Consider the following 20,558-nt stretch of genomic DNA (forward strand, 5'->3'; position numbering starts at 1 on the left):
CTGTGTACTCCGACTCGTCTCGAAAATTCTCCATCATCTTTCTCGCGGCCTGTCTCTTGGCTTCGACCGGATTTGCGGCGAGTAGCTCGACGGCGGCCATCACGTACGTCGAATCGGACGTGACGGGCGACACGACGTGGTCGCCCGACGACGGGCCGTACCGAATCGCGGAGGACATCACGATTCGGGAGGGCGCGACGCTCGAAATCGAACCCGGCACGAGGGTGCAGCCCGCCGAAGACATCACGATTACCGTCGAGGGGAATCTCACCGCCGCCGGGACGGCCGACGAGCCGATTCGGTTCGCGACGCCGCCCCAGACCCCGAGCGACATCCGGTGGGGGACGATTCGGTACGACGGAACGCCGGACTCGAAGCTCTCGCTGTCTCACGTCGCGATAGAGCGGGCGACGAACGGCGTCACCGTCACGAGCGACGACGGGGCCGTGGACATCGCTTCGACGGAGATTCGCTCGATTTCGGAAAACGGAATCGAGGTGACCGAGACGACCTCGCCGCCGAAACTCTCGATAGCCGAGTCGGCGTTCTCGAACGTCGGCGGGCGCGGGGTCGCCGTCGCGCCGGGCACGGGTGCGGTGGCGGACTCGAAGATTACGCCGAACTCGTCGTGGCTCGGCGGCCCGGCGGTCCACGACGTCGAACTGTCGGTCCACGCTCGCACGACGACGGAGACGCTGGAGTTCGCGTATCACGGTCACGGCGATGTCGAGTCGGTCGATGCGGACTCGATTCGACGGGTCGGCATCGACACCGACGACGACGGGCGCATCGACCGAAACGTCACGACCCACGTGACCGGCGTCGGCCATCCGCGGTCGAACGCGTTCGCGATCGCGCTGAACCGCTCGCTGACCGTCCCGGCAGGTGCGTCGCTCGTCGCGACCTACGACAACGTGAGCAATCCGCGAACGTACGGGTCGTACCCGGTCACTGTCAGTCTGCGGGAAAACGGCGTCGAACAGATTTCCGAGACCACCCTGCCGCTCGACATTCGGAGCGACGGCGAGTCTCGGAGTGCGAGCGACTCCGAGCGCAGTCGCGCCTCGCGCTTCGAAATCGTGGACTCGACGTTTCGGGACATCGACGACCAGGGCGTGTTCGTCGCGGGCGACGTCGCGCACAACTTCGCGGTCGAGAACAACACGATTGCGGACACTCGCGGAACCGGGATTACGATTCGCGGCGAGCGCGTCCACTCCGGGACCGTGGACCGAAACCGCCTCTCGCGGTTCGGGAGCGGGGCAGACGGCGTTCGAATCGCCGCCCAGCGAGTCGCGGACTTCGACGTCCGCGAGAACCGAGTCGCGAACGCCGACGCTGGCGTCGGCGTCTACACGCGAAACGACGACGTTCGCGGGCTACGCGTCGATTCGAACGCGGTTCGGGACAGCACGACCGGACTCCGGATTCGCCACAGCGACACCTCCTTCATCGACAGGCTAGAACTCACCGTCGCGAACAATCGGTTCTCGAACAACGCCGAACACGGCGTCTCCGCGGCCGTTGACAACGCGCGGGTCACCGGTCTCGACTTCCGAAACAACACGCTCGCCGAGAACGGACGCACCGGAGTCCACCTCGACGCCGGACGGGTGGCTCACTCGGCGCTGACGAACAACACGATTCGGGCGAACGCGCAGGCAGGCGTCGAAATCGAGAGCAGACAGATTCGCCACCTCCGAATCGACGACAACGAGGTGGCCGACAACCGCGGACAGGGCGTGTCGATGCAAACGAGCCTCCTCGTCCACGAGGTCTCGCTCGAAGCGAATCGAGTCCTCGACAACGCCGGTGTCGGTCTCGACCTCGACAATCAGTTGACCCACGCTGGCACGCTCAGCCTGTCGCGAAACGTTGTTGCGGCGAACGCGTACGGTATCCGGGTCGCGGGCTCGGTCAACACGCAGGTCAGAAACAACTCGGTCGTCTACAACACCTACGGCTTCGGCGCGCCGAACAGATTCGGTGGCTACGACACGGGTACCGGAATCATCGTCGAAGAAGGCGCTGCGGGCGCAATCTTCCGGCGAGGCGAGGTGGACGAGGAACTCAGCGAACTCCTTGACGACCCGACCGTCGAGACTCGCTTCCGGCCGCAGGCCGGAAGCGAGTACACGGTCGTCCTCAGACCCGACGCCCCGAGCAAAGTCTGGCAGACCGACGAGAGCGCACTGACGGTCCGGGAGGTGTCCCAAGACCTCCCGACCGGAATCACGCTTCCGAAGGACGACGACCGCGGAGTGGGCTTCGTCGTTCGCGACAACGACGTGTACGGCCACAATCGCGGGCTGGTCGTGAACGTGGGCACGCTCGTGGACGCGAACACGAGCACGCGCCTGCTGGTCAACACGACCCAGACCGTCCGCGCCGAGCACAACTACTGGGGGGCGTCCGACGGGCCGACCCACTCCTCGCTCCACCCCGAGGGGACCGGCGACCGAATCGTGACCCGACAGGGCTGGGTCGATTTCCTGCCGTCGGCCGAATCCCACGTCCGAACGCGGTACGAGCGCCCGACCGCGAACCTCACGGCGTCCCCGAGCAGTCCGGCGACCGGAGACGAAGTCACGATTTCCGGGCGGGGGTCGTCCGCGCCGAACGGCGCGATTTCGAACTACCGATTCGCGACGAATCGCTCGGTCCGGACCACCGCGGACTCGGACATCGCGGTGTCGTTCGAGGAACCCGGAGACCACACCGTCCGCCTGTCCGTCGAGGACGAACTGGGAATCGAGAGCGACCGGTCCGCGGCGAAGACGATTTCCGTCCGGCAGCGAGAGAACGAGACCGACAGCACCGACACGACGTCGGCGACGACCTCGTCCGCGAACGAATCGGAGACGACGACCCGCGTCTCGACCCAGAACGCGGGCTTCCCCCTGTCTCAGCACCCGATTTTCACCTCTATCGGGGGCCTGCTCGGGGGGGTGCTCTACGGCGTCGGACTCGCGCTCGGCGGCTACGGGACGGTCCAGACGTTCCGTTCGACTCCGGTCACCGTCGATGGCCTCACGGTCAACGGCTTCGCCGGGTTCGGCGTCCTCACGTGGGTCGTGTTCGGCCTCCTCGGCACCGACGGCCTGCTCGGAGTCGGCGTGCGCGGCGGCCTCCTCTGGGTCGGTCTCGTGGCGCTCCTGTGGGTTCTCACGGTCCTCCGAAACTGAGCCATCGGCGGGCGGCGGTCGCCGGTCCGAATCCGACTTTTCTCGACGCGCTCGTCGCGTATCGTCAGAAATTATGTACGGCGAAGTGAACAGTTTCGCGATGGTCCCCTCCAGACGCCGATTTCTCGAATCGCTCGGGGTCGGGCTCGCCGGTCCGTCCGTCGCCGGGTCGCTCGGCGGCGCGTCCGTCGCGGGTGTCGCCGCCGACGGCGCGGAGTCCGGTCCCGACTCCGCGACCGATTGGCCGATGGCTCGCTACGACCCCGCCGGTACCGGCCACCACCCCGACGCGTCGGGTCCGAAAGACGACGTTCGGGTCGCGTGGGCGCACGACGCGACCGATTGGTTCCTCGGCACGACTCCGCCGATTCGCCGGGGAGAGACGATACTCGCCGCCGGACACGGACTGCTCGCGCTCGACGCCGAGACCGGTGCGCGGCGGTTCGGCCACCGCGGCCCCTACCGGTCGAGTCCCGCGCGCGCCAGCACGTCGATTTACGACACCGACACGCTCGCGGTGACCGCGCCCTCCGGCGTCTTCGGCCTGAACGCCGAGGGCGGATTCGAGGTCCCCCTGCTGAATCGGTCGGTCGGCGCGGAGCGATGGGCGGGTCCCGAATCGCCCGGCGGCGGGTTCTTCGGCCCGCCGGACCCCGCGACCCCGGTCGCCGCTGACGGGACGATTTACACTGTGATTCCCGGAACGAACTCGCTCGGGGCGCTCGACCCGGACGACGGCCGCGTCCGGTGGCGAACGACGCACCACGAGGACGACCCCGTGAGCGCGGAGTTCAACAGACCCGCCGTGAAGGACGGACTCGTCTTCCTCACGAACTGGCCCGGACAGGCGGCCGCCTATCGGGCCGACACGGGCGAGCGTCACTGGCGACGCGACCTCGGCGAGCAGACGTTACACCCGCCGGTGGCGACCGACGAGGGCGTCGTCGTCCAGTCCCGCGAGGGAGTCTCCCTGCTCGACGCCGCCGACGGACGCACCCTCTGGGAGCGCGACCTCGACGGAAACGTGACCGAGAGCGCCCCCGCGGTCGCCGACGGAGCGATTTTCGCCGCCGACGAACGGGGGTCGCTCCACGCGCTCGATATCGAATCGGGCGAATCGCTGTGGACGACGCCGTTCGACGGCCAGACGACGCCCGTCGTGGCCGACGGCGTCGTCTACGCGGTCCGGTCGGAGTTCTCCTTGGTCGCGCTCGACGCCGAATCGGGCGAACGTCTCTTCGAGTACCGACCGTCGCAGGTCCCGCTGTCGCCGCCAATCGTCGGTGACGGCGTCCTCTACGCCGCGAACCGAGAGCGAGTCATCGCGCTGGAGGAAGCCGAATGACGCCTACCGACAGATTGACCGCCACCGCCGTACTGCGGGCCGCGGGAGCGCGTGTCCGCCGCGCTCCGCATCTCGTCGCGCCGTTCGCGCTCGCGGGGCTGGTCGTTGCGCTCGCCGACTGGCTCCGTCGGTACGACCCGATTCCGGCGGCGACGCCCGACTGGGTCGGGCGGACGCTGAGCATCCAGTACTCGATTTTCCCTCAGGGGACCGCCCGGACGGTCAGACCCGTCGGCGGACTGCTCGACCTCCGAACGCCGTACCTCGTCGGGAGCGTCGCGCTCGAACTCGTCGTCGTGCTGGCGGTCGGACTCGCGGGCTGGGCGACGATTACGCGGGCGCTCGGCACCGAGCGCCGGGTCGGCTCGCTCGCCAGATACCTCGGGGTCCTGTCGGCGATAGCCATCGCGCCCCGTCTCTTGGGGACTCCGAGCGTCGATGTCGAGAGCGTGCTCCTCGGAGTGCCGTTGGTCGTCGCCTTCTCGCTCGTGTTGGTCCACCTCTTCGCCCTTCCCGGACTGCTGGCGACCGGGCGGGGATTTCCGACCGCGCTCGCGGCAAGCGCTCGGCGGTCTCGCGGGCGGCGGTGGCCCCTGTTCTGGCTCGTCGTGGTGTTCGGCGTCGCGTCGTGGGGACTGGCGCGGGTCCCGATGGCGGGCGGGTTCCTGAGTACGGCGCTCGTCGGACCGATACACGCCGTCTCGCTCGCCGTTCTGGTCGAGCGAACCGAACCTCCCAGTCGGTCAGACGAGTAGCCAGTCGAGGTTCGACGCACACGTCGAGGACCCGCTCGACCCGCTCTCCTCGAACGTCATGCTGTGCTCCTGCTGTCGGTCGGTACACGCCTTGATTTCCGTCTGGGCGTGGGTCTCGTCGTCGCCGAGGTCCTCGACGATGTAGACCGTAACGTTCCCCGGCGTCCACCCGTCGATAGTCGTCGTCACCTCCTCGCCCGGTTCGACGGTGATTCGCTGGGTCGGGATGCCGTCGTCCACCAGCGTCACGTTCCGGAACCCCTCGGGCCAGGCCAACTGCGAGAGCGTCACGAGTCGCTGCTCGCCGTTCTCGGTGGTAACCTCGAAGTTCATCAGCGACGCCGTCTGGCCGCCTTCGACGGTGTACGCGGTCACTCGGTACGTCGTGTCGTCCTCGTTCGCGACGGTCATCTCGGGCGGGGCGTCGATTACCGCCCCGCCGACGACGGAGAATCCGCCGAGGAGGGCGACGCCAGCGAGGAGGACAATCGTCCGTCGGGAGACCATGTCGGTACTGTAACTGGTGGTGCGAAAATAAGTCTCCGGTTTCGGCGGCGTGGTGGCGAGGAGACGCCTTGAACGCACCGACGCCGAAACGCAATCGTCCGACACTGACCTGCTCAGCCCCCGACACTGACCCGCTCAGTCTCCCGACGCCGACCCGAGCGGGTCGGCGTCGGGGTCAGGTCCGACCGGCGTCACCCGGACGCTGGCGACCTTGTACTCGGGAATGCCGCTAATCGGGTCCACGGTGTCCTCCTGAGTCAGGGCGTTGACCGCGCCGTGGGCGAAGTGCATCGGGACGAACACCACGCCGGGTCCGGGTCGGTCGGTGACTTGCGCTCGCACGACGATTTCGCCGCGCTTCGACTCGACCTGGACGTACTCGTCGTCGGTCACCCCGAGCGTCTCGGCGGTCTCGGGGTGAATCTCCACGAAGCTCTCGCCGACGTGGGACATCAGGCCCTCGACTCGCCGGGTGAGCGTCCCGGTGTGGAAGTGGTACAGCACCCGGCCCGAACTCAGCGTCAGGGGGTACTCCTCGCCGGGGAGTTCGCCGGGTTCGCCCATGTCGGCCGGGACGAACCGGGCCTTGCCGTCCTCGAAGTTGAAGCCGTCGTCGTAGAGGTACGGCGTTCCGGGGTGGTCGTCGTCGGGGCAGGGCCACTGAAGCCCGCCCTCCGATTCGAGTCGGTCGTGGGAGATGCCGCCGTAGATGGGCGAGAGCGACGAGAGTTCGTCCATCACGTCGGCGGGGTGGTCGTACGCCCAGTCGAAGCCGAGTCGGTTCGCGAGGTCCTGTAGAATCTCCCAGTCGGGCCGGGCGTCTCCCGGCGCGTCGAGCGCCTTCCCGACGAGCTGGACCCGGCGCTCGGTGTTCGTGAACGTGCCGTCCTTCTCGGCGAACGACGCCGCGGGCAGGACCACGTCGGCGTACTCGGCGGTCTCGGTCACGAAGATGTCCTGCACGACCAGGAAGTCGAGGTCGGCCAGCACCTCGCGGGCGTCGTCGATGTCGGGTTCGGACAGCGCGGGGTTCTCGCCCATCACGTACATTCCCCTGACGTTGCCCTTCTCGGCCTCCGCGAACGTCTCGGGCACCGTGAGTCCGATTTCGTCGGGCGGGCGCACGCCCCACGCGGCCTCGAACGAGTCGAGCACATCGGGGTCGGTCACGTCCTGATACCCCGGGAGCGTGTTGGGGAGCGTGCCCACGTCGCCGCCTCCGCCTTGGACGTTGTTGTGGCCGCGAAACGGCGACAGGCCCGCGTTCGGCTTGCCGATGTGGCCCGTCACGAGCGCGAGGTTCGCGAGCGCGAGGACGTTCTGCGTGCCGTGGGAGTGCTGGGTCATCCCCATCGCCCACCCGAAGACGCAGGTGTCGGCGGTCGCGATGGTCTCGGCGGCGCGCGCCAGTTCTTCGGGCGGCACGCCAGCGAGTCGCTCGACCGCCTCGGGCGTGAACGGTTCGACCTTCTCGGCGAGTTCCGCGAAGTTGTGGGTGTGGGCCTCCACGAACGCCTCGTCGTGGAGGTCGTTCTCGATGACGTATCTCGTGAGACCGTTTATCCACGCCACGTCGAACCCGGGCGTCACCCGCGAGTACTGGGTCGCGTGTTCGGCGATACCGACCTTCCGGGGGTCGAAGACGAACAGGTCCGCGCCGTCCCGGACGTTCTGCTTGATGCGAGTCGCCAGCACCGGGTGGCTCTCGGTGGTGTTCGACCCCGTGATGAGATAGCAGTCGGTGTTGGCCACGTCCTCGATGCGGTTGGTCATCGCGCCGTACCCCACCGTCTGGAGGAGCGCGGCGACCGTCGAGGAGTGACACAGTCGCGCGCAGTTGTCGATGTTCTTCGTCCCGAGGACCTGCCGGGCGAACTTCTGCATCAGGTAGTCCTCCTCGTTCGTGCACTTCGAGGAGGCGAAACACGAGACCGCGTCGGGTCCCGAGTCGTCGATAATCCCGCTCAGTCCGTCGGCCACGCGGTCGAGCGCCTCGTCCCACGACGCCTCCCGGAAGCCGTCGCCGTCCCGAATCAGCGGCGTCGTGAGCCGACCGTCGCTGTTCGCGAACTCGTAGCCGAACTTCCCCTTCACGCAGGTCGAGAAGTCGTTCGCGGGCGCGGCCGACTCGTCGGCCGCGCGAACGCCCAGCACCTCGTCGTCGGTCGAGTACACCTCGAACCGACAGCCGACCGCGCAGTAGCCACAGGTGGTCTCGGTTCGATTCAATTTGCCGAGTCGGTAGTCGCCGATTCGCTTGGCAACGTCGAACAGGACTCCCTCGGGGAGCGTGCTGGCGGCGGCGCTCTCGGCGGCGTGTTCGGCGGTCAGGAGCGCCTTCTCGCCCGCTTCTCGGGCTTTCGCGCCTGCCCGTCGCTTCGCCCGCGCCATCATCCCCGCGACGCCGGACTGCGCCGCCGATTCCGCGGCGGAATCGGCGGCGTTTTCGCCGCTTTCGCCCCCACGACCGTCGCGACTGCCCCCGCGACCCCGACGCTTGCCGCGATTCGGCGCGTCTGACGTGTCGGCGGTCTCGGCGGGAACGTGTTCGACGACTTCGCCGACAGAGTTCTTCTGCGTGAATCCGGGTATCGGGAGCGTGGAGGCGTCGGCGAGACCCTTCTCGACCAGCGACCCGGTGGGACACACCGTGGCGCAGTGGCCGCACGAGACGCACGTCGAGTCCTCCATCGTCTCGGCGTCGCTCTGGAATCCGATACGGGTGTCGTCGCCCGACCCCTCGATTCGGAGGACGCCCTCGACCTGCACGTCGTTGCAGGCTTCGACGCACCGATTGCAGAGGATGCACTTGTTGCGGTCGATTTGGATGAACGGCGAGGAGTCGTCGATTGGTTCGTAGCTCCCCCGGTCGTCGAGGACGCCGTACCGCGGGTGAGACACGTCGTTGTCGATGGCGGCGTCCTGAAGCTCGCACCGGCCGTTCTTCCCGCAGGTGGTACACCGGAGGTTGTGGTCCGAGAGCACGAGGTCGAGATTCACGTCGCGGGCCTCGGTCGCGGCGGGCGCGTCGGTGCTGACCGAGAGGCCCTCCTCGACCGGGAAGCTACACGCCGGGACGAGACCGTGGGCGTCGGTCTCGACCATGCAGGTCCGACACTCGCTCCGCGGGCCGATTTCGTCGCCCCGGTCGTAGTGACAGAGCGCAGGCACGTCGCCGTCGGCTCCCGCGGTCTCGACCGCGTCGATGAGGGTCGCGCCCGATTTGACGGCGACCGCTTCGCCGTCTATCGTGAGGTGGACCAGTCCGGGGCGTGCATCGAGGTTTGCGTCCACGCCCTCGCGGCACTCGGGCCGAATCTCGGGGTCGTTCGCGGTTCCGGGCGCGAACGACTCGGTCAACGGACTGCTCGGTCGCGGGTCCGCCACGTCCGGAACTCGGGGAAGCGGGTCGTCGGAACTCATCGTCCACCTCGGTCGCACGCGCCGCTCGGACACCGACCGTCGGCGTGGGCGGCGAACTCGGCGTCGAACTCCGCTATCGCCGTCGCGACCGGCCGCGCGGCGGCCTGTCCGAACTCGCAGATACTCGTCTCGCCCACCACGCGAGCCAGTTCGCCGAGTTTCTCGCGGCGGTACGCGCCGTCGTACACCTCCCGGAGCAGGTCGGTGAGCTGTTTCGACCCCTCGCGGCAGGGGACACACCGGCCGCAGTTCTCCTCGCGGGCGAACTTGGTTCGGGTTCCGGCCACCGCGACCGGGCACGCGTCGTCGCCGAACAGTTCGACCGCGCCTTCGGTTCCGAGTCCGGCCCCGCGGAGGGCGGGGGCCGACGCTGGAACGTCGAGGTCGCGGGTGAGACCGCCGAACTGGCCGCCCACGACCGCCAGCTTGAACGATTCTGTCACCCCGTCCGCACCTCCGTCGGCGAGCGCGTTCCGCGCGTTCGCCAGTTCGCTCCCGGTCGAGAGTTCGACGGTCGCGGGGGGGGGGGCCGCGGGGGGGGGGGCCCGGGGGGGGGGGGGGGGCGGGGGGGGGGGGGGGGGGGGGGGGGGCCCCCGCGGATCGCTCGCGGGCGCCCGCGCGCGGGGGCGCGGCCCCCGCGACCGTGACGAGTCTGGTTCCCGGGTCGGCGTCGTCGGGGTCGAACGCCTCCGGACGGACAAGCGCCTCTCGCACCTGCGCGAGGGTCCGGGGCGTGTGAATCACGGTCGGGCGACCGTGAAGCCCGTACTCGCCGGGACCCGGCGGACCGCGTCTGGCTTCGAGGCGGTCGGCACCTTCCATGGCTTCGAGCGCCATCGTCGGTTCGCCCGCAGTGTACGCGTCCGGCCCGGTCACGACCTGGACGCTCGCGGCGTCGTCGCGAGCACGTGCGAGCGCGGCGGCGGCCTCGCGGACGCGCTCGCGTGCGAGCGCGTCCGACTCGTTCAGATAGACGACCACCTCGTCGGCTTCCGCGACCCGGCGGACCGCGAGCGCGGCGTCGAGGACCGCGAGCGGCGCGCTTTCGAGCAGGAGTCGGTCTCCGAGCGCGTTCGGGTCGGCGTCGTTCGCGTTGACCGCGACCACCGACTCGCCCGGCGCGTCGCGTGCGGTCGTCCACAGGTCGGCGACCGACTCGTCGGTGGCTCCGTCGCCGCGACCCCGGCCGAGCAGGCCGAGTTCGCGAACCGCGTCGAGCGCGCTCTCGGGCGATTCGTCGGCGACCGACCCGGCCGTCTCGCGATACGCGTCGAAGTCGGTCGGGTCGGTCCACCCCGACCGCGAGAGGACCGAGCGCCGACCGACCGCGAGCGGTCCCGACTCCGGAATCGGGAGCGACGGGGTTTCGGGGGCGTGCTCGACCACGGCGTGTGCGCTCTCCGTCGGGAGGTCGCCGCCCTCCAGCGTCGAGACGATTTCGCGCGCGTCCTCGGGGGTAGCGTTCGCGTGAAACGCGGTCGTCCCGTCGAGCGTGGCGAGTAAGAGGGGTGCGAGCGAATCCGCGCCCGTGGGACCGGTCTCGACGACTCGAACGTCGCTCGCGGCGTCGGCCGCCGCCGCGTGGACCGCTCCGGGGCGAGCGGTCACCCGACCGGAGACGCGAACGACGGCCGATGGGTGTGCGTGTGACCTCATTGGTTCTGTTGTACCGTACCGTGGCGGCCCCGAACGAAAAACGTTACCACGCGACAGGGCAGGCGGCGGCCCTCGTATCCGCCCCGGTGTCAGACTACCAGCGCGATGCCGCCGAGAATCGCGAGTCCGCCGAGACCGATGCAGACGCCCCAGAAGGGCACCCGCTCGACGACTCGCATCAGCGCGTCGATAGTGAGGTAGCCGACGACTGCGGCGCTCGCGAGCGCGAGGACCGCGGGCACGGGCGCGACCCCCGGCACGCCGCCGGTCGCGAGCGTGAGCGCGCCCGCGCCGAGCGCGGCCGGAATCGACAGCAGAAAGGAGAGTCGAAACGACGAGGGGCCGTCGTGGCCCCGGAACAGGAGCGCCGAGGCGGTCGTCCCCGACCGCGAGACGCCGGGGAGGATGGCCAGCCCCTGTAACGCGCCGACCAGCACGGCGTCCACCAGATTCGGGGCGTCTCGACCGCCGAACTCGACACCGCCAGACTTCGACTGGCGAGGGTCGCGCTCGCTTCGCTCGCGCTCACCGCTGTCAGCGACCCGAAGAAGGACTCCGGTCCCGACGAGCAGGACCCCGACCAGCGCGACGAACGCCCCACCGGTCAGCGCCGACATCGCGGCTTCGAGCGTGGTGAGCGCCGCGATTCCCACCACGCCCGTCGCGAGCGTGGCGACGGCCAGAAACGAGAGGGTAGCGTGTTCATCCCCGAACGCCGAGTCGGGTCGCCACGCCGGAAGTCCGGCGAGCACCTCGCGGAGTTCGTCGCGGTAGTACGCCGTGGCCGAAATCGCGGTTCCGACGTGGAGGAACAGCGAGAACTGGACCGCGGCCTCGGGCGACGACCCCAGCGCGGTCAGAAAGACGGTGATGTTGCCCTCGCTGGAGATGGGCAACCACTCGAAAATCCCCTGGAGGACGCCAGCGACGAGCGCGACGAGCGTGGCCCTGTCCATGGTGGACCGCGACGGGCCGAGGTCAAAGTTGGTTCGGTTCTCGTCGTCGCAAAATCAGTTCGTTCTCGTCGAAGGGTTCGCTCTCGGCAAACTCGGTTCGCTCTCGTCACGGCGGTCGCCCGAGCGCGCGGTCGCGCGCTCGGGCGACGGTCTCACACCTCGTTCGGTCCGTCCGCGCTCTGGACCTGCCAACCGCCGCGTATCCCGCACGCCTCCCGGACCGCGAACTCGATTTCGGTGTCGGGACCGAACGTTTCGCCGCCCTCGATTCGCTCGACTCGGAGCGGCACGTCGAGCGTGCTGCCACAGCATCCGACGCCGACGAACTCCTCCCACACGTCACCGTCTCTGACCCGCCCGGTCTTGGTCTTTCGGAGGTACGCCTTGAACGGGTCGCCCTCGACCTGAAAGCGCCCCCAGTCGCTGAGGTCCTCGGGGTACGATATCACGGCGCTGTCGGCGGGCGAGACGTCCGAGTCGAAGTCGGTCTCCGAACGCTCAGAAGCGCGGTCGTCGCGGTCGGTTTCGGTGGCCATACCGACCCGTAGGGGACCGAGCCGTTTAGCGTTTGTCGCGGTGTTACTTTCCACCAGTTCGGCCATGTATAAGAACACTTAACCGCGGCCGTACCACACTCCACACCCATATGGTAGCGTTCGAAGTGCCGGAGGTGGACTACACCGAGTACACCAACCGGCAGTTGGCGGCAGTGCCGTTGGCGTTGCTCGCCGTCGCACTGCTGATACTCGCCGGATGGTTCGTCACCACCGGCGCGCCGGTACAGCTCGGTACCGAGTTTACGGGTGGTACCGAACTCAGAATCCAGACCGCCACGCCGCCCTCCGAGATACCCAATCAGTTCGACGCCGACGCGTCGGTCACTCCCGTCCAGACCGCCGACGACACGTATCTCGTGACGTTCCCGCCGGATTCGGGCGACGTAGAGCAGCAGGCGAGAAACAACTTAGAGCCGGTCTCGGGCCAGTCGGCCGCTGACATCGTCCGGTCCGACCAGGAGACCTCCGCGAGCTTCGGCTCCTCCACCCAGCGACTCGCGCTGTACGGTCTCGGGGTCGCGTTCGTCGGGATGAGCGTGCTCGTCTTCCTGATGTTCCGGACGTTCGTCCCCTCCATCGCGGTCGTCCTCTCGGCGTTCAGCGACATCGTGATTCCGCTCGCGCTGATGAACCTCCTCGGCATCGAACTTTCGCTGGGGACGGTCGCGGCCCTCCTGATGCTCATCGGCTACTCGGTGGACTCGGACATCCTGCTCAACAACCACATCATTCGCCGGTCGGGCGACTTCTACGAGAGCACCTACCGCGCGATGCAGACCGGTGTGACGATGACCGTCACGTCGCTGTCGGCGATGGCCGTGATGGCGCTCGTGGCGTCCGTCTTCGGCATCGACCTGATGGCGTCTATCGGTATCGTCCTCGTCCTCGGTCTCGCGACCGACCTGATGAACACCTACATGCTCAACGTCAGCCTACTTCGCTGGTGGAAGTTCGAGGGGGTGGCCCGATGAGTTGGCGCGACAACTGGCGGGTCATCCTGCTCGCCATCTTCCTCGTGGTCAGCGTCTACGCGCTGGTCGCACCCGGTGTCGGCGGCGGTGACGGCGGCGACGCCGCGGGCAACGAGTCGCTCGTGACGACCGACGGACCGACCAACCTCAAGTTCGGTCTCGAACTCTCTGGCGGCACCCGAATCAGAGCGCCGGTCGATGCCGTGTCGGCCTACGACGTGGACATGCCCGAGGTCCAAGAGGGAGAAGACCGGAACGAGGTCCAGAGCGAAGTCGAGCGCCGAGTCGCTGGCAATCTCTCCGACGTGGACGCCGCCGACGTGACCGCTCGCGTGGGCGCGCCCAACGAGTCCTCGACCGTCGAGGTTCGCGTTGGCAACGTCTCCGAGGAGGAGTTCGCCTCCGCGCTCGACACCGCGGGCTACGACTACGACCGAATCGAGCAGGGCGTCACCGACGAGACGCGCGACACCATCGTCCGGACCCTTCGGGACAAAATCTCGCAGGCCGGACTCGCCGGTGGGAGCGCCCAGGAGGTGACGACCGCCGACGGCAACAACTTCATCGTCATCGAGATGCCGAACGCGAACCAGTCCGAAGTCGAGAGCCTGGTGACCGAGCGCGGACAGGTCCAGGTCGTCGCTGGCTTCCCGGTACAGGAGGGTAACGATACCGAGTACCGCGAGGTGCCGCTGCTCACGCAGGGCGACTTCAGCCGAATCAGCACGGCGGAGAACCACCCCCAGAACGGGCCGAACGTCCCGGTCGTGCTGAACGACGAACCCGCGCAGAACTTCTCGGAGGCGATGCAGAAGTTCGGGTTCACGGGTGAGGGCGCGGACGCGTGTACCTATCAAGCCGACCAAGATAATCCCGGCTACTGCCTCTACACCGTCGTCGACGGCGAAATCGTCTACTCGGCGAGCATGGGCGGCGACCTCGCCGGGACCATCGAGAGCGGCGACTTCGTGCAGAACCCCGGCTTCGTCATGCAGACGACGAACATGTCCGAAGCCCGCGAGCTTCAGATTCACCTGAACGCGGGGTCGCTCCCGGCGTCGCTCGACCTGAACGACGGGACCTCGTACTTCCTCGCGCCGAGTCTCGCCGAGGAGTTCAAGCTCTACTCGCTCATCACCGGACTCGTCGCGGTGCTCGCGGTGAGCATCGCGGTGTTCCTCCGGTACGGCGACCCGAAAGTCGCCGCGCCGATGCTCGTGACCGCGCTCTCGGAGGTCGTCATCCTGCTCGGGTTCGCGGCCGCCATCCAGTTGCCGCTCGACCTCTCGCACATCGCGGGGTTCATCGCGGTCATCGGGACCGGGGTGGACGACCTCATCATCATCGCCGACGAGGTGATGGGCGAAGGCGAGGTCCACTCCTCGCGCGTCTTCCAGAGTCGCTTCCGGAAGGCGTTCTGGGTCATCGGTGCCGCCGCGGCGACCACCATCGTCGCGATGAGTCCGCTCGCGGTCCTCTCGCTCGGGGACCTCCAAGGGTTCGCCATCATCACCATCCTCGGCGTTCTCATCGGGGTGCTGGTGACTCGGCCCGCCTACGGCGACATCCTCCGGGCGTTGCTGACTGACCAGTAGCCCGGACCGACTCCCGGCCGCCGACCGATTGCGGCACGGCGACCATCGATTCGGGCGCTGTCCCGGTTTCGCGATTCGTTCTCAATTCTGATACTGATGCGTACATTATTTAAATGAGGTTACGATATTCGATGTATGCGGTTCGATTCGCTACGAACTTTCGACTTCCATCCGAGGCCGATACCTGCGATAATATCAGGTGTCGGGGTTCTGTTCCTGTTTAGCTTCGCCGCCGAGTGGGTGCTGTTCCACGGGCTCGGCAACCTCTCTTCGGTCGACTTTCTCGCTAGCCTCCTCATCTCGGTCATCTTCACCGCGAGTATCGTCTACGGCGGCTACCGGCTCGCGCGAAGCGACCTCCCCGCCGAGCGCCACCCGCGTATCGTGGCGTGGATAGTCGGGTGTTCGCTGATTTTCTTCGCCATCAACGTCCCCATCATGGTCGCTTGGGTTCCGAACACGCTCCCAGCTCAGGTTCTGTGGGTGCGGTTCGTCGCGAGCGTCGGCGTGACGAGCGGCCTGCTCATCGGGAGCATCGAAGCGCGCGCCATCCAGCGCGGACGAGCAGCCGAGCGCGCCGCGGTTCGAGCCGAGGAGGCCGAGCTCCACCACCAGCACCTCGACTACCTCAACAGCCTCCTGCGCCACGAGGTGTTGAACACCGCCAACGTCATCACCGGCTACGCGTCGCTCCTCCTCGACGACGACCAGATAGACCCCGACGCCCGCGACCGGGTCGAGACAATTTTCCGCCAAGGTCAGGACATGACGAACGTGGTTCGGGACGTGCAGGTGCTCATCGCGGCGACCCGCGGCACCGCCGGACTCGAATCGGTGAATCTCTCGGACGTGCTCGTCGCCGAACTCGACGACATCCGGAGAACTACCGAGTCGGTCGCGGTCGAGGCGTCGATTCCCGACGGCGTGTACGTCGTGGCCGACGACCTCCTCCCCCGCGTATTCTCGAATCTGCTCACGAACGCGGTCGAACACAACGACGCCGACACCCCGAGCGTGACGGTGACTCTCGAACAGTCGGGCGACACCGCGACGGTCCGAATCGCCGACGACGGACCGGGCATTTCCGAGGACGAGCGCGCCACGCTGTTCGAGCGCGGCGACAACACCGGCGCGGAACACGGTCTCGGTCTCTACCTCGTGCGCACGCTAACCGAGCGCTACGACGGGACCGTCGAACTGGTCGAGACCGGCGACGACGGGAGCGAGTTCGCGGTCACGCTTCTGATTTCGACGCTCGACACCGACGCGTCTGCAGTGAGCGTCGGGTCGGACGCCGAATCGGCGCGTTCGACGGCGACGGACTGACGCGTCGAATCGACAGAGTCCGAGCTAAAACTCCCCGAGACCAGACTGCTCGTGGGCCGCGAGCACGTCCTCGCAGGTGGCCCAAATCCGGCGCGCGCAGTCGGGCAACTCCCCGTACTCCGCGACGTACTCGGCCAGAAACTCCCGAGTCGTGGGGTCGCTCGGGTAGCCCGACCCCACCGGGCCGTACTCGTCAGCCAGACTCGCGACGTGCGAATCGCGGGCGACCTTGGCGACGACGCTCGCCGCGCTCACGACCGGGTAGGTCTCGTCCGCGCCGTGTTCCGCGACGAGGTCGATGTCGGCGGCCACGCGCTCTCGGACCCGACGGGCGAACCGCGACTCGCTGGTGTCGCCCGCGTCGGCGAACCCCTCCGCCCCGTCGTCGGCGACTTTCGAGAGCGCCTCGGCGTGGCCCGCGACCGTCAGGGTGTTCATGTCTGTCTCGGGGTCGTCGATTCGCGCGACCGGGATTTCGGCCACGCCGACCGCGACTCGGTCGTCGTCGCGGAGCGCGGCCGCGAGTTCCTCCCGGCGGTCGGGCGCGATTTTCTTCGAGTCGTCCACGTCGTCGGGCAGGGCGGCGGGGTCGCCGACCGCGACCGCGGCCGCGAACATCGACCCTAACACCGGCCCCTTGCCCGCTTCGTCTACCCCGAACACGACCGGGACGACGGACTCCGGGTAATTGTACGTTGCTACGTGTGCTTCGCGGTCGCCGCGAGCCGCGGCGACCGCGAAGCGCGAAATTCCGGGGTTTAGACCGCGAAAACGTCGATTCTCGGGATTCGGGACGAACGCTCGGCCCGAAGCGATATCCGCGTCAGTCCGGTAGTCGGTGCCGAGATGCCCACCGATAGAAACCACGACCGACTCCTCTCGCTTCAGCTGGACCGCCTCGACGAACTCCTCGACGCCGACGCGTTCCCGACGACGACCGGCGATGTAATCGCCGAATTCGGCGACGTGACGGTCGAGTACTCGGGCGGCGGTTCGGAGTCGCTCGAAGCCATCCTCCGAACCTCGGGCGCAGAGGAGTACGCCACGACCGACGACCTCCAGATGGCGGTCCTCAACGGCGTCCACCGAAACGCGGTCGGGCGGCCACACTACAGCGACCGCGACCCGCCAGTGGACGGCGAGCGCCGCGGCCCGCAGGAGTCGTTCTGACCCCTCAGGGTTCGGCTTCGAGGTAGTCGGGGTCGTCGAACGGTTCGTCCTCACCCTCGACCGCGAGCACGTCGAGCGCCGTGACCTCCGCGCCGACGCCCAGCAGACCCGCGAGACTCGGCGTGGTCCGGTCCTCGTCGCCGCTGACCAGTTCCTTGACGTACAGGCCGCCCTCGCCGTGGACTTCGAGTTCGGCGCGGCGCGAGTCTTCGAGTTCGCCCGAAACCGCGTAGGCTTCGCGCGTCCGGGTCAGACTCGCCCGTCGGTGGTCCACGCGCTGGGGCGTGTCCTGTTCGATGGTCGCGCCGTCGAGTTCCGCGACGGCGGCCTGAAATTCCTCGTCGGTCACGTCCGCCGCGAACGCCACGTCCATCCGGTAGGTCTTGCTCGCGTCGAGCTCCTTCACGCGCTCGACCATGTCGTGGGTCGCGAGCGCGAGGTCGGTGACCTCGGCCTTCCCGCCCGCGAAGTCGTTGATTTCGGCTTCGAGCGCGTCGATGTCCACGTCGCGCACGCGAGGCTGTTTGACCTCGATGACGAACGGTCGGCCCGTGCCGAGCATGAGCGCGTCCACGTCCTCGCGGCCAGCGCCGTGGAACAGCGCCTCCTCGCCGTCCATCGCGTCGAGGACGGGCGGCGTGGTCAGCTCCTCGACGCTCTCGTCGTAGAGGTAGCCCGACCCGCCGCAGTAGTCGCACGGCTCCTCGCCGCCGCTGTCCGCGAGCTGTTTGCCCGACCCGCCGCACTCTCGGCAGGGCCACTCCGTCTGTGGAATGTCGCGTTCGAGCTTCTTGTACCGGCCGTAGACGAACGCCGAGTTTATCTGAGCGTCCACCGCGTGCGAGGAGAGGTCCTCGCGCTCGGGGTCCACGTTCAGCAGGGCCAGCACGTCTGGACGCTCGAAATCGACCTCCGTGCCGGTCAGGCGGCCGACGCGCTTGCCGACCTCGCGGTTGAACTCCGATTTAAAGAGTTCGCCCGCGTCGTCGGGAAGCCCCGCGGACTCCCGGAGCAGGACTTCGTTCTCTTCGAGCAGGGGCGGGGTCCGGGTCCCGACCTGATACGTGTCGAACTCCCAGCCCTCCAGCGCGTCGGCGACCGTCTCGGCCCACTCGTCGAATCGCTGGCTCTCGCCCTCGCAGACCCAACATTCTGCGCTCTCGTCCTCGTACGGTTCGTCGTCTTCGAGCGCGACCGCGACGCGGAGCGAGCGGCCGCGCTCGTCGTTCGTCAGCCCGAAGCTACGGTCGGCGAAACACCGACCCAGACAGGAATCGCAGACCGGGCCGTTCTCCAGCACCCGGCGAGCGTCCGCGAGGATGGTCATGTGCGAGAGATGGAGTTCGGGCGGTAAACGGGTTTCTCATTCGGACGCGAGCGAGTCGAGTGTTCGGAGAATCTTCGCGTAGAGATTCGGCGAGCAGTGCCACCCGGCGTCGAGCATCGCGTCGATGGTCTCTCGGGCGTCGTCGCTCGTGAGTTCGCGGCGTTTCATCAGCGAGAGGATGAGGAAGGCAGTTCCTCGCGTGTCGATTTCTTCCGTGTCCGCGATGTCGCGACCGTATCTCTCGTCCATGACCGCCGTGCCATCGACTTCGTCGGCGAGCAACAGGACCGCGGTGTCGGCAGGACTAAGCCTCGTCTCGGAGGTGAGTCGGGCGAATCGGTCGGTCGCCTCAACGCGCTCGCGTTCGAGCGGACCGCCTTTCACCCAGTCGTTGACCCGTCTCGCGTCGGCGTACCCTCGCTCGATTCCTCGCTCGACGACTTCCTCGTACACTCGTTCGGGAACGAGTAGCTTCGAATCGAGGCGCGCCAGCACGTCGAGTCGGTCGGCCTTCCCGAGATAGATGAGCGGCGTGGCGTCGAAGACCAGCGTCATAGGTCTTCGAGGTCGGAGTCGAGGTGGTCGTCGGACACCCACGTCACGTTTCGGTCTTTCGCCAGCGTGGCGAACTCCCAGACGTTCATCTCCGCGAGTTGTGCGCCGCCCGAAAGCGTGGTTTCACCCGCTTCGAGTTTTTCGAGCGCGCGCTCCGTGCGCCAGTCACCGAGTCCCTCCGTGAGGAGCTTTCGAATCGCCGTACTCCTGTCGAGATTCTCGTCGCGGATGTACGCCTCCAAATCCGCTTCGAGGTCGTCCGGGATGCGAGCCGAAACGTTTCCCATGCTGTATACGATGTATTCATTGCATACAAGCGTTTCGCCGCCCCATCACAATCCCTTTCCGCGGTCGCTCCTCACACCGAATCGTGAAAACCGTCTTCCACGCCTCGACGCCCGAGGCCGTCCGCGTCTCCGTCGTCAAGGCCCGAAATCTGCTAGACGACGACACCCTCGAACTCGATTCGGTCGCGGTCGTCTCGGACAGGGGCGAGGCCATCGCCGAACTCCACGAGGAGTCGAGTCTCGCCGACGACGTGACCGACCTGCTCGCGGAAGGCATCCGTTTTGCAGTCTGTTCCAACGCGGTCGAACACCCTGCAGTCTCGCGGTTGGAACTGCTCGACGGAGTCGAAGTCGTCTCCTCGGGCGTCGGCGAACTCACGCGCTTGCAGGACGCGGGCCACGCCTACATCCGAGTCTGACGAACGCTCCGTCCGTCGAAGTCCGACGGTATCCCGCAGGACTTTGTGGTCGGAGTCCGTCTCTCCGGTCATGTCACATCGAGCTAACTACGCGCTCGTGAACGTGAGCGCCCATCTCGGGCCGATGAGAGACGCAATCGACGTGCCGTGGGCCGATTTCGTGGGCGATGCGACTCCCAAACACGAGTTCGAGGTCCCCACCGCGGACACGTCCGACGCCTACCTCGGTCTGCAGGCGTTCCGCGTGGACGACTACGGCCACGAGATTCTGATAAACGGCGAGCAACTCAGCGGATTCGACGTGCCGCCCGCGGACGGGTGGCAGTACTGGGAGGACGCGCTGACCCACGCCGAACTCCGGGAGGGAACCAACACCCTGCAAGTCGTTCGCGACGAGGAGAGCGACGACAGTTTCGCGGTGAACAACGTCACGGTCCACTGGCGCGAGCCGGTGGAGTAAGTTAGGAAGGGCGCTCTCGCTCGCCGAGCCGACGCGGTTCGAAAATCTAATGCAAATTCGGTCA

The 20,558-nt window shown here is 67.6% G+C and carries 18 protein-coding genes and 1 pseudogene; 9 read left to right on the top strand and 10 right to left on the bottom strand.

All coding sequences use genetic code 11. The features are described 5' to 3' along the window. The first annotated feature begins 2 nt into the window (after window positions 1-2). The 3 genes from EKH81_RS07870 (at window position 3) to EKH81_RS07880 (ending at window position 5,285) form a co-directional block, all read left to right on the top strand. Window positions 3-3,185 carry a right-handed parallel beta-helix repeat-containing protein gene (locus EKH81_RS07870; protein WP_132059683.1) on the top strand — a complete coding sequence of 1,061 codons (3,183 nt, stop codon included), beginning with the start codon at window positions 3-5 and terminating at the stop codon, window positions 3,183-3,185. A 247-nt stretch (window positions 3,186-3,432) separates the two neighbouring features. Beyond that, window positions 3,433-4,530, top strand: coding sequence for an outer membrane protein assembly factor BamB family protein (locus EKH81_RS07875; protein WP_394352037.1), 1,098 nt, complete (start codon window positions 3,433-3,435; stop codon window positions 4,528-4,530). Next, on the top strand, window positions 4,527-5,285 hold the full coding sequence (locus tag EKH81_RS07880) for a hypothetical protein (protein ID WP_132059679.1): 759 nt from the start codon (window positions 4,527-4,529) through the stop codon (window positions 5,283-5,285). Before EKH81_RS07875 ends, EKH81_RS07880 begins: the two co-directional genes overlap by 4 nt. Here EKH81_RS07880 and EKH81_RS07885 read toward each other — a convergent pair. From EKH81_RS07885 to EKH81_RS07910, 6 genes and pseudogenes are all read right to left on the bottom strand, one after another. Beyond that, entirely contained in the window at window positions 5,274-5,792 is a 519-nt protein-coding gene (locus EKH81_RS07885) for a hypothetical protein (protein WP_132059677.1), read from the bottom strand. The genes EKH81_RS07880 and EKH81_RS07885 overlap by 12 nt on opposite strands. A 135-nt stretch (window positions 5,793-5,927) precedes the next feature. Beyond that, the gene (gene fdhF, locus EKH81_RS07890; protein WP_132059675.1) at window positions 5,928-9,215 is read right to left on the bottom strand and encodes a formate dehydrogenase subunit alpha; all 3,288 of its coding nucleotides are present in this window, start codon (window positions 9,213-9,215) and stop codon (window positions 5,928-5,930) included. Next, window positions 9,212-9,658: an NADH-ubiquinone oxidoreductase-F iron-sulfur binding region domain-containing protein gene (locus EKH81_RS19825; protein ID WP_394352038.1), complete on the bottom strand. Its 447-nt coding sequence runs from the start codon at window positions 9,656-9,658 to the stop codon at window positions 9,212-9,214. The genes fdhF and EKH81_RS19825 overlap by 4 nt, the downstream gene beginning before the upstream one ends. 328 nt (window positions 9,659-9,986) lie before the next feature. Beyond that, a pseudogene (locus tag EKH81_RS19830) lies at window positions 9,987-10,871 on the bottom strand (NADH-ubiquinone oxidoreductase-F iron-sulfur binding region domain-containing protein); the annotation flags it as partial. Window positions 10,872-10,960: 89 nt separating this feature from the next. Next, window positions 10,961-11,827 (bottom strand): undecaprenyl-diphosphate phosphatase, encoded by an 867-nt coding sequence (locus EKH81_RS07905; RefSeq protein ID WP_132059673.1) that lies wholly within the window; start codon window positions 11,825-11,827, stop codon window positions 10,961-10,963. 152 nt (window positions 11,828-11,979) lie between these two features. Beyond that, entirely contained in the window at window positions 11,980-12,363 is a 384-nt protein-coding gene (locus tag EKH81_RS07910) for a DUF7968 family protein (protein WP_132059671.1), read from the bottom strand. 110 nt (window positions 12,364-12,473) lie between these two features. On the opposite strand from EKH81_RS07910, the gene secF reads away from it, so the two are divergent. From secF to EKH81_RS07925, 3 genes are all read left to right on the top strand, one after another. Next, a complete protein-coding gene (gene secF, locus EKH81_RS07915) occupies window positions 12,474-13,355 on the top strand; it encodes a protein translocase subunit SecF (RefSeq protein WP_132059669.1) in 882 nt (293 codons plus the stop codon). Beyond that, window positions 13,352-14,950: a preprotein translocase subunit SecD gene (locus tag EKH81_RS07920; RefSeq protein WP_132059667.1), complete on the top strand. Its 1,599-nt coding sequence runs from the start codon at window positions 13,352-13,354 to the stop codon at window positions 14,948-14,950. Before secF ends, EKH81_RS07920 begins: the two co-directional genes overlap by 4 nt. Window positions 14,951-15,085: 135 nt before the next feature. Next, entirely contained in the window at window positions 15,086-16,276 is a 1,191-nt protein-coding gene (locus EKH81_RS07925) for an ATP-binding protein (RefSeq protein ID WP_132059665.1), read from the top strand. A 24-nt stretch (window positions 16,277-16,300) separates the two neighbouring features. Here EKH81_RS07925 and rnhB read toward each other — a convergent pair whose 3' ends face one another. Beyond that, entirely contained in the window at window positions 16,301-16,939 is a 639-nt protein-coding gene (gene rnhB / locus EKH81_RS07930) for a ribonuclease HII (RefSeq protein WP_132059663.1), read from the bottom strand. A gap of 183 nt (window positions 16,940-17,122) precedes the next feature. On the opposite strand from rnhB, the gene EKH81_RS07935 reads away from it, so the two are divergent. After that, complete coding sequence (locus EKH81_RS07935) at window positions 17,123-17,446, top strand: DUF5789 family protein (RefSeq protein ID WP_132059661.1); 324 nt, start codon at window positions 17,123-17,125, stop codon at window positions 17,444-17,446. A 4-nt stretch (window positions 17,447-17,450) separates the two neighbouring features. Here EKH81_RS07935 and EKH81_RS07940 read toward each other — a convergent pair whose 3' ends face one another. Genes EKH81_RS07940 through EKH81_RS07950 form a run of 3 tightly spaced genes read right to left on the bottom strand, consistent with a single transcriptional unit; the run spans window position 17,451 to window position 19,615 of the window. After that, window positions 17,451-18,773 (bottom strand): tRNA pseudouridine(54/55) synthase Pus10, encoded by a 1,323-nt coding sequence (locus tag EKH81_RS07940; RefSeq protein ID WP_132059659.1) that lies wholly within the window; start codon window positions 18,771-18,773, stop codon window positions 17,451-17,453. A 36-nt stretch (window positions 18,774-18,809) separates the two neighbouring features. After that, a complete protein-coding gene (locus tag EKH81_RS07945; protein ID WP_132059657.1) occupies window positions 18,810-19,328 on the bottom strand; it encodes a PIN domain-containing protein in 519 nt (172 codons plus the stop codon). Next, the gene (locus tag EKH81_RS07950; RefSeq protein ID WP_132059655.1) at window positions 19,325-19,615 is read right to left on the bottom strand and encodes a UPF0175 family protein; all 291 of its coding nucleotides are present in this window, start codon (window positions 19,613-19,615) and stop codon (window positions 19,325-19,327) included. Before EKH81_RS07950 ends, EKH81_RS07945 begins: the two co-directional genes overlap by 4 nt. A gap of 83 nt (window positions 19,616-19,698) precedes the next feature. Between EKH81_RS07950 and EKH81_RS07955 the strand changes: the two genes are divergently transcribed. Then, the gene (locus EKH81_RS07955; RefSeq protein ID WP_162224580.1) at window positions 19,699-20,034 is read left to right on the top strand and encodes a DsrE family protein; all 336 of its coding nucleotides are present in this window, start codon (window positions 19,699-19,701) and stop codon (window positions 20,032-20,034) included. 70 nt (window positions 20,035-20,104) lie between these two features. After that, the gene (locus EKH81_RS07960; RefSeq protein ID WP_132059651.1) at window positions 20,105-20,494 is read left to right on the top strand and encodes a DUF7383 domain-containing protein; all 390 of its coding nucleotides are present in this window, start codon (window positions 20,105-20,107) and stop codon (window positions 20,492-20,494) included. Window positions 20,495-20,558: the final 64 nt, after the last annotated feature.

This window comes from Halorussus amylolyticus, assembly GCF_004143485.2.
In the GTDB taxonomy this organism is placed as follows: Archaea; Halobacteriota; Halobacteria; order Halobacteriales; family Haladaptataceae; genus Halorussus; species Halorussus amylolyticus.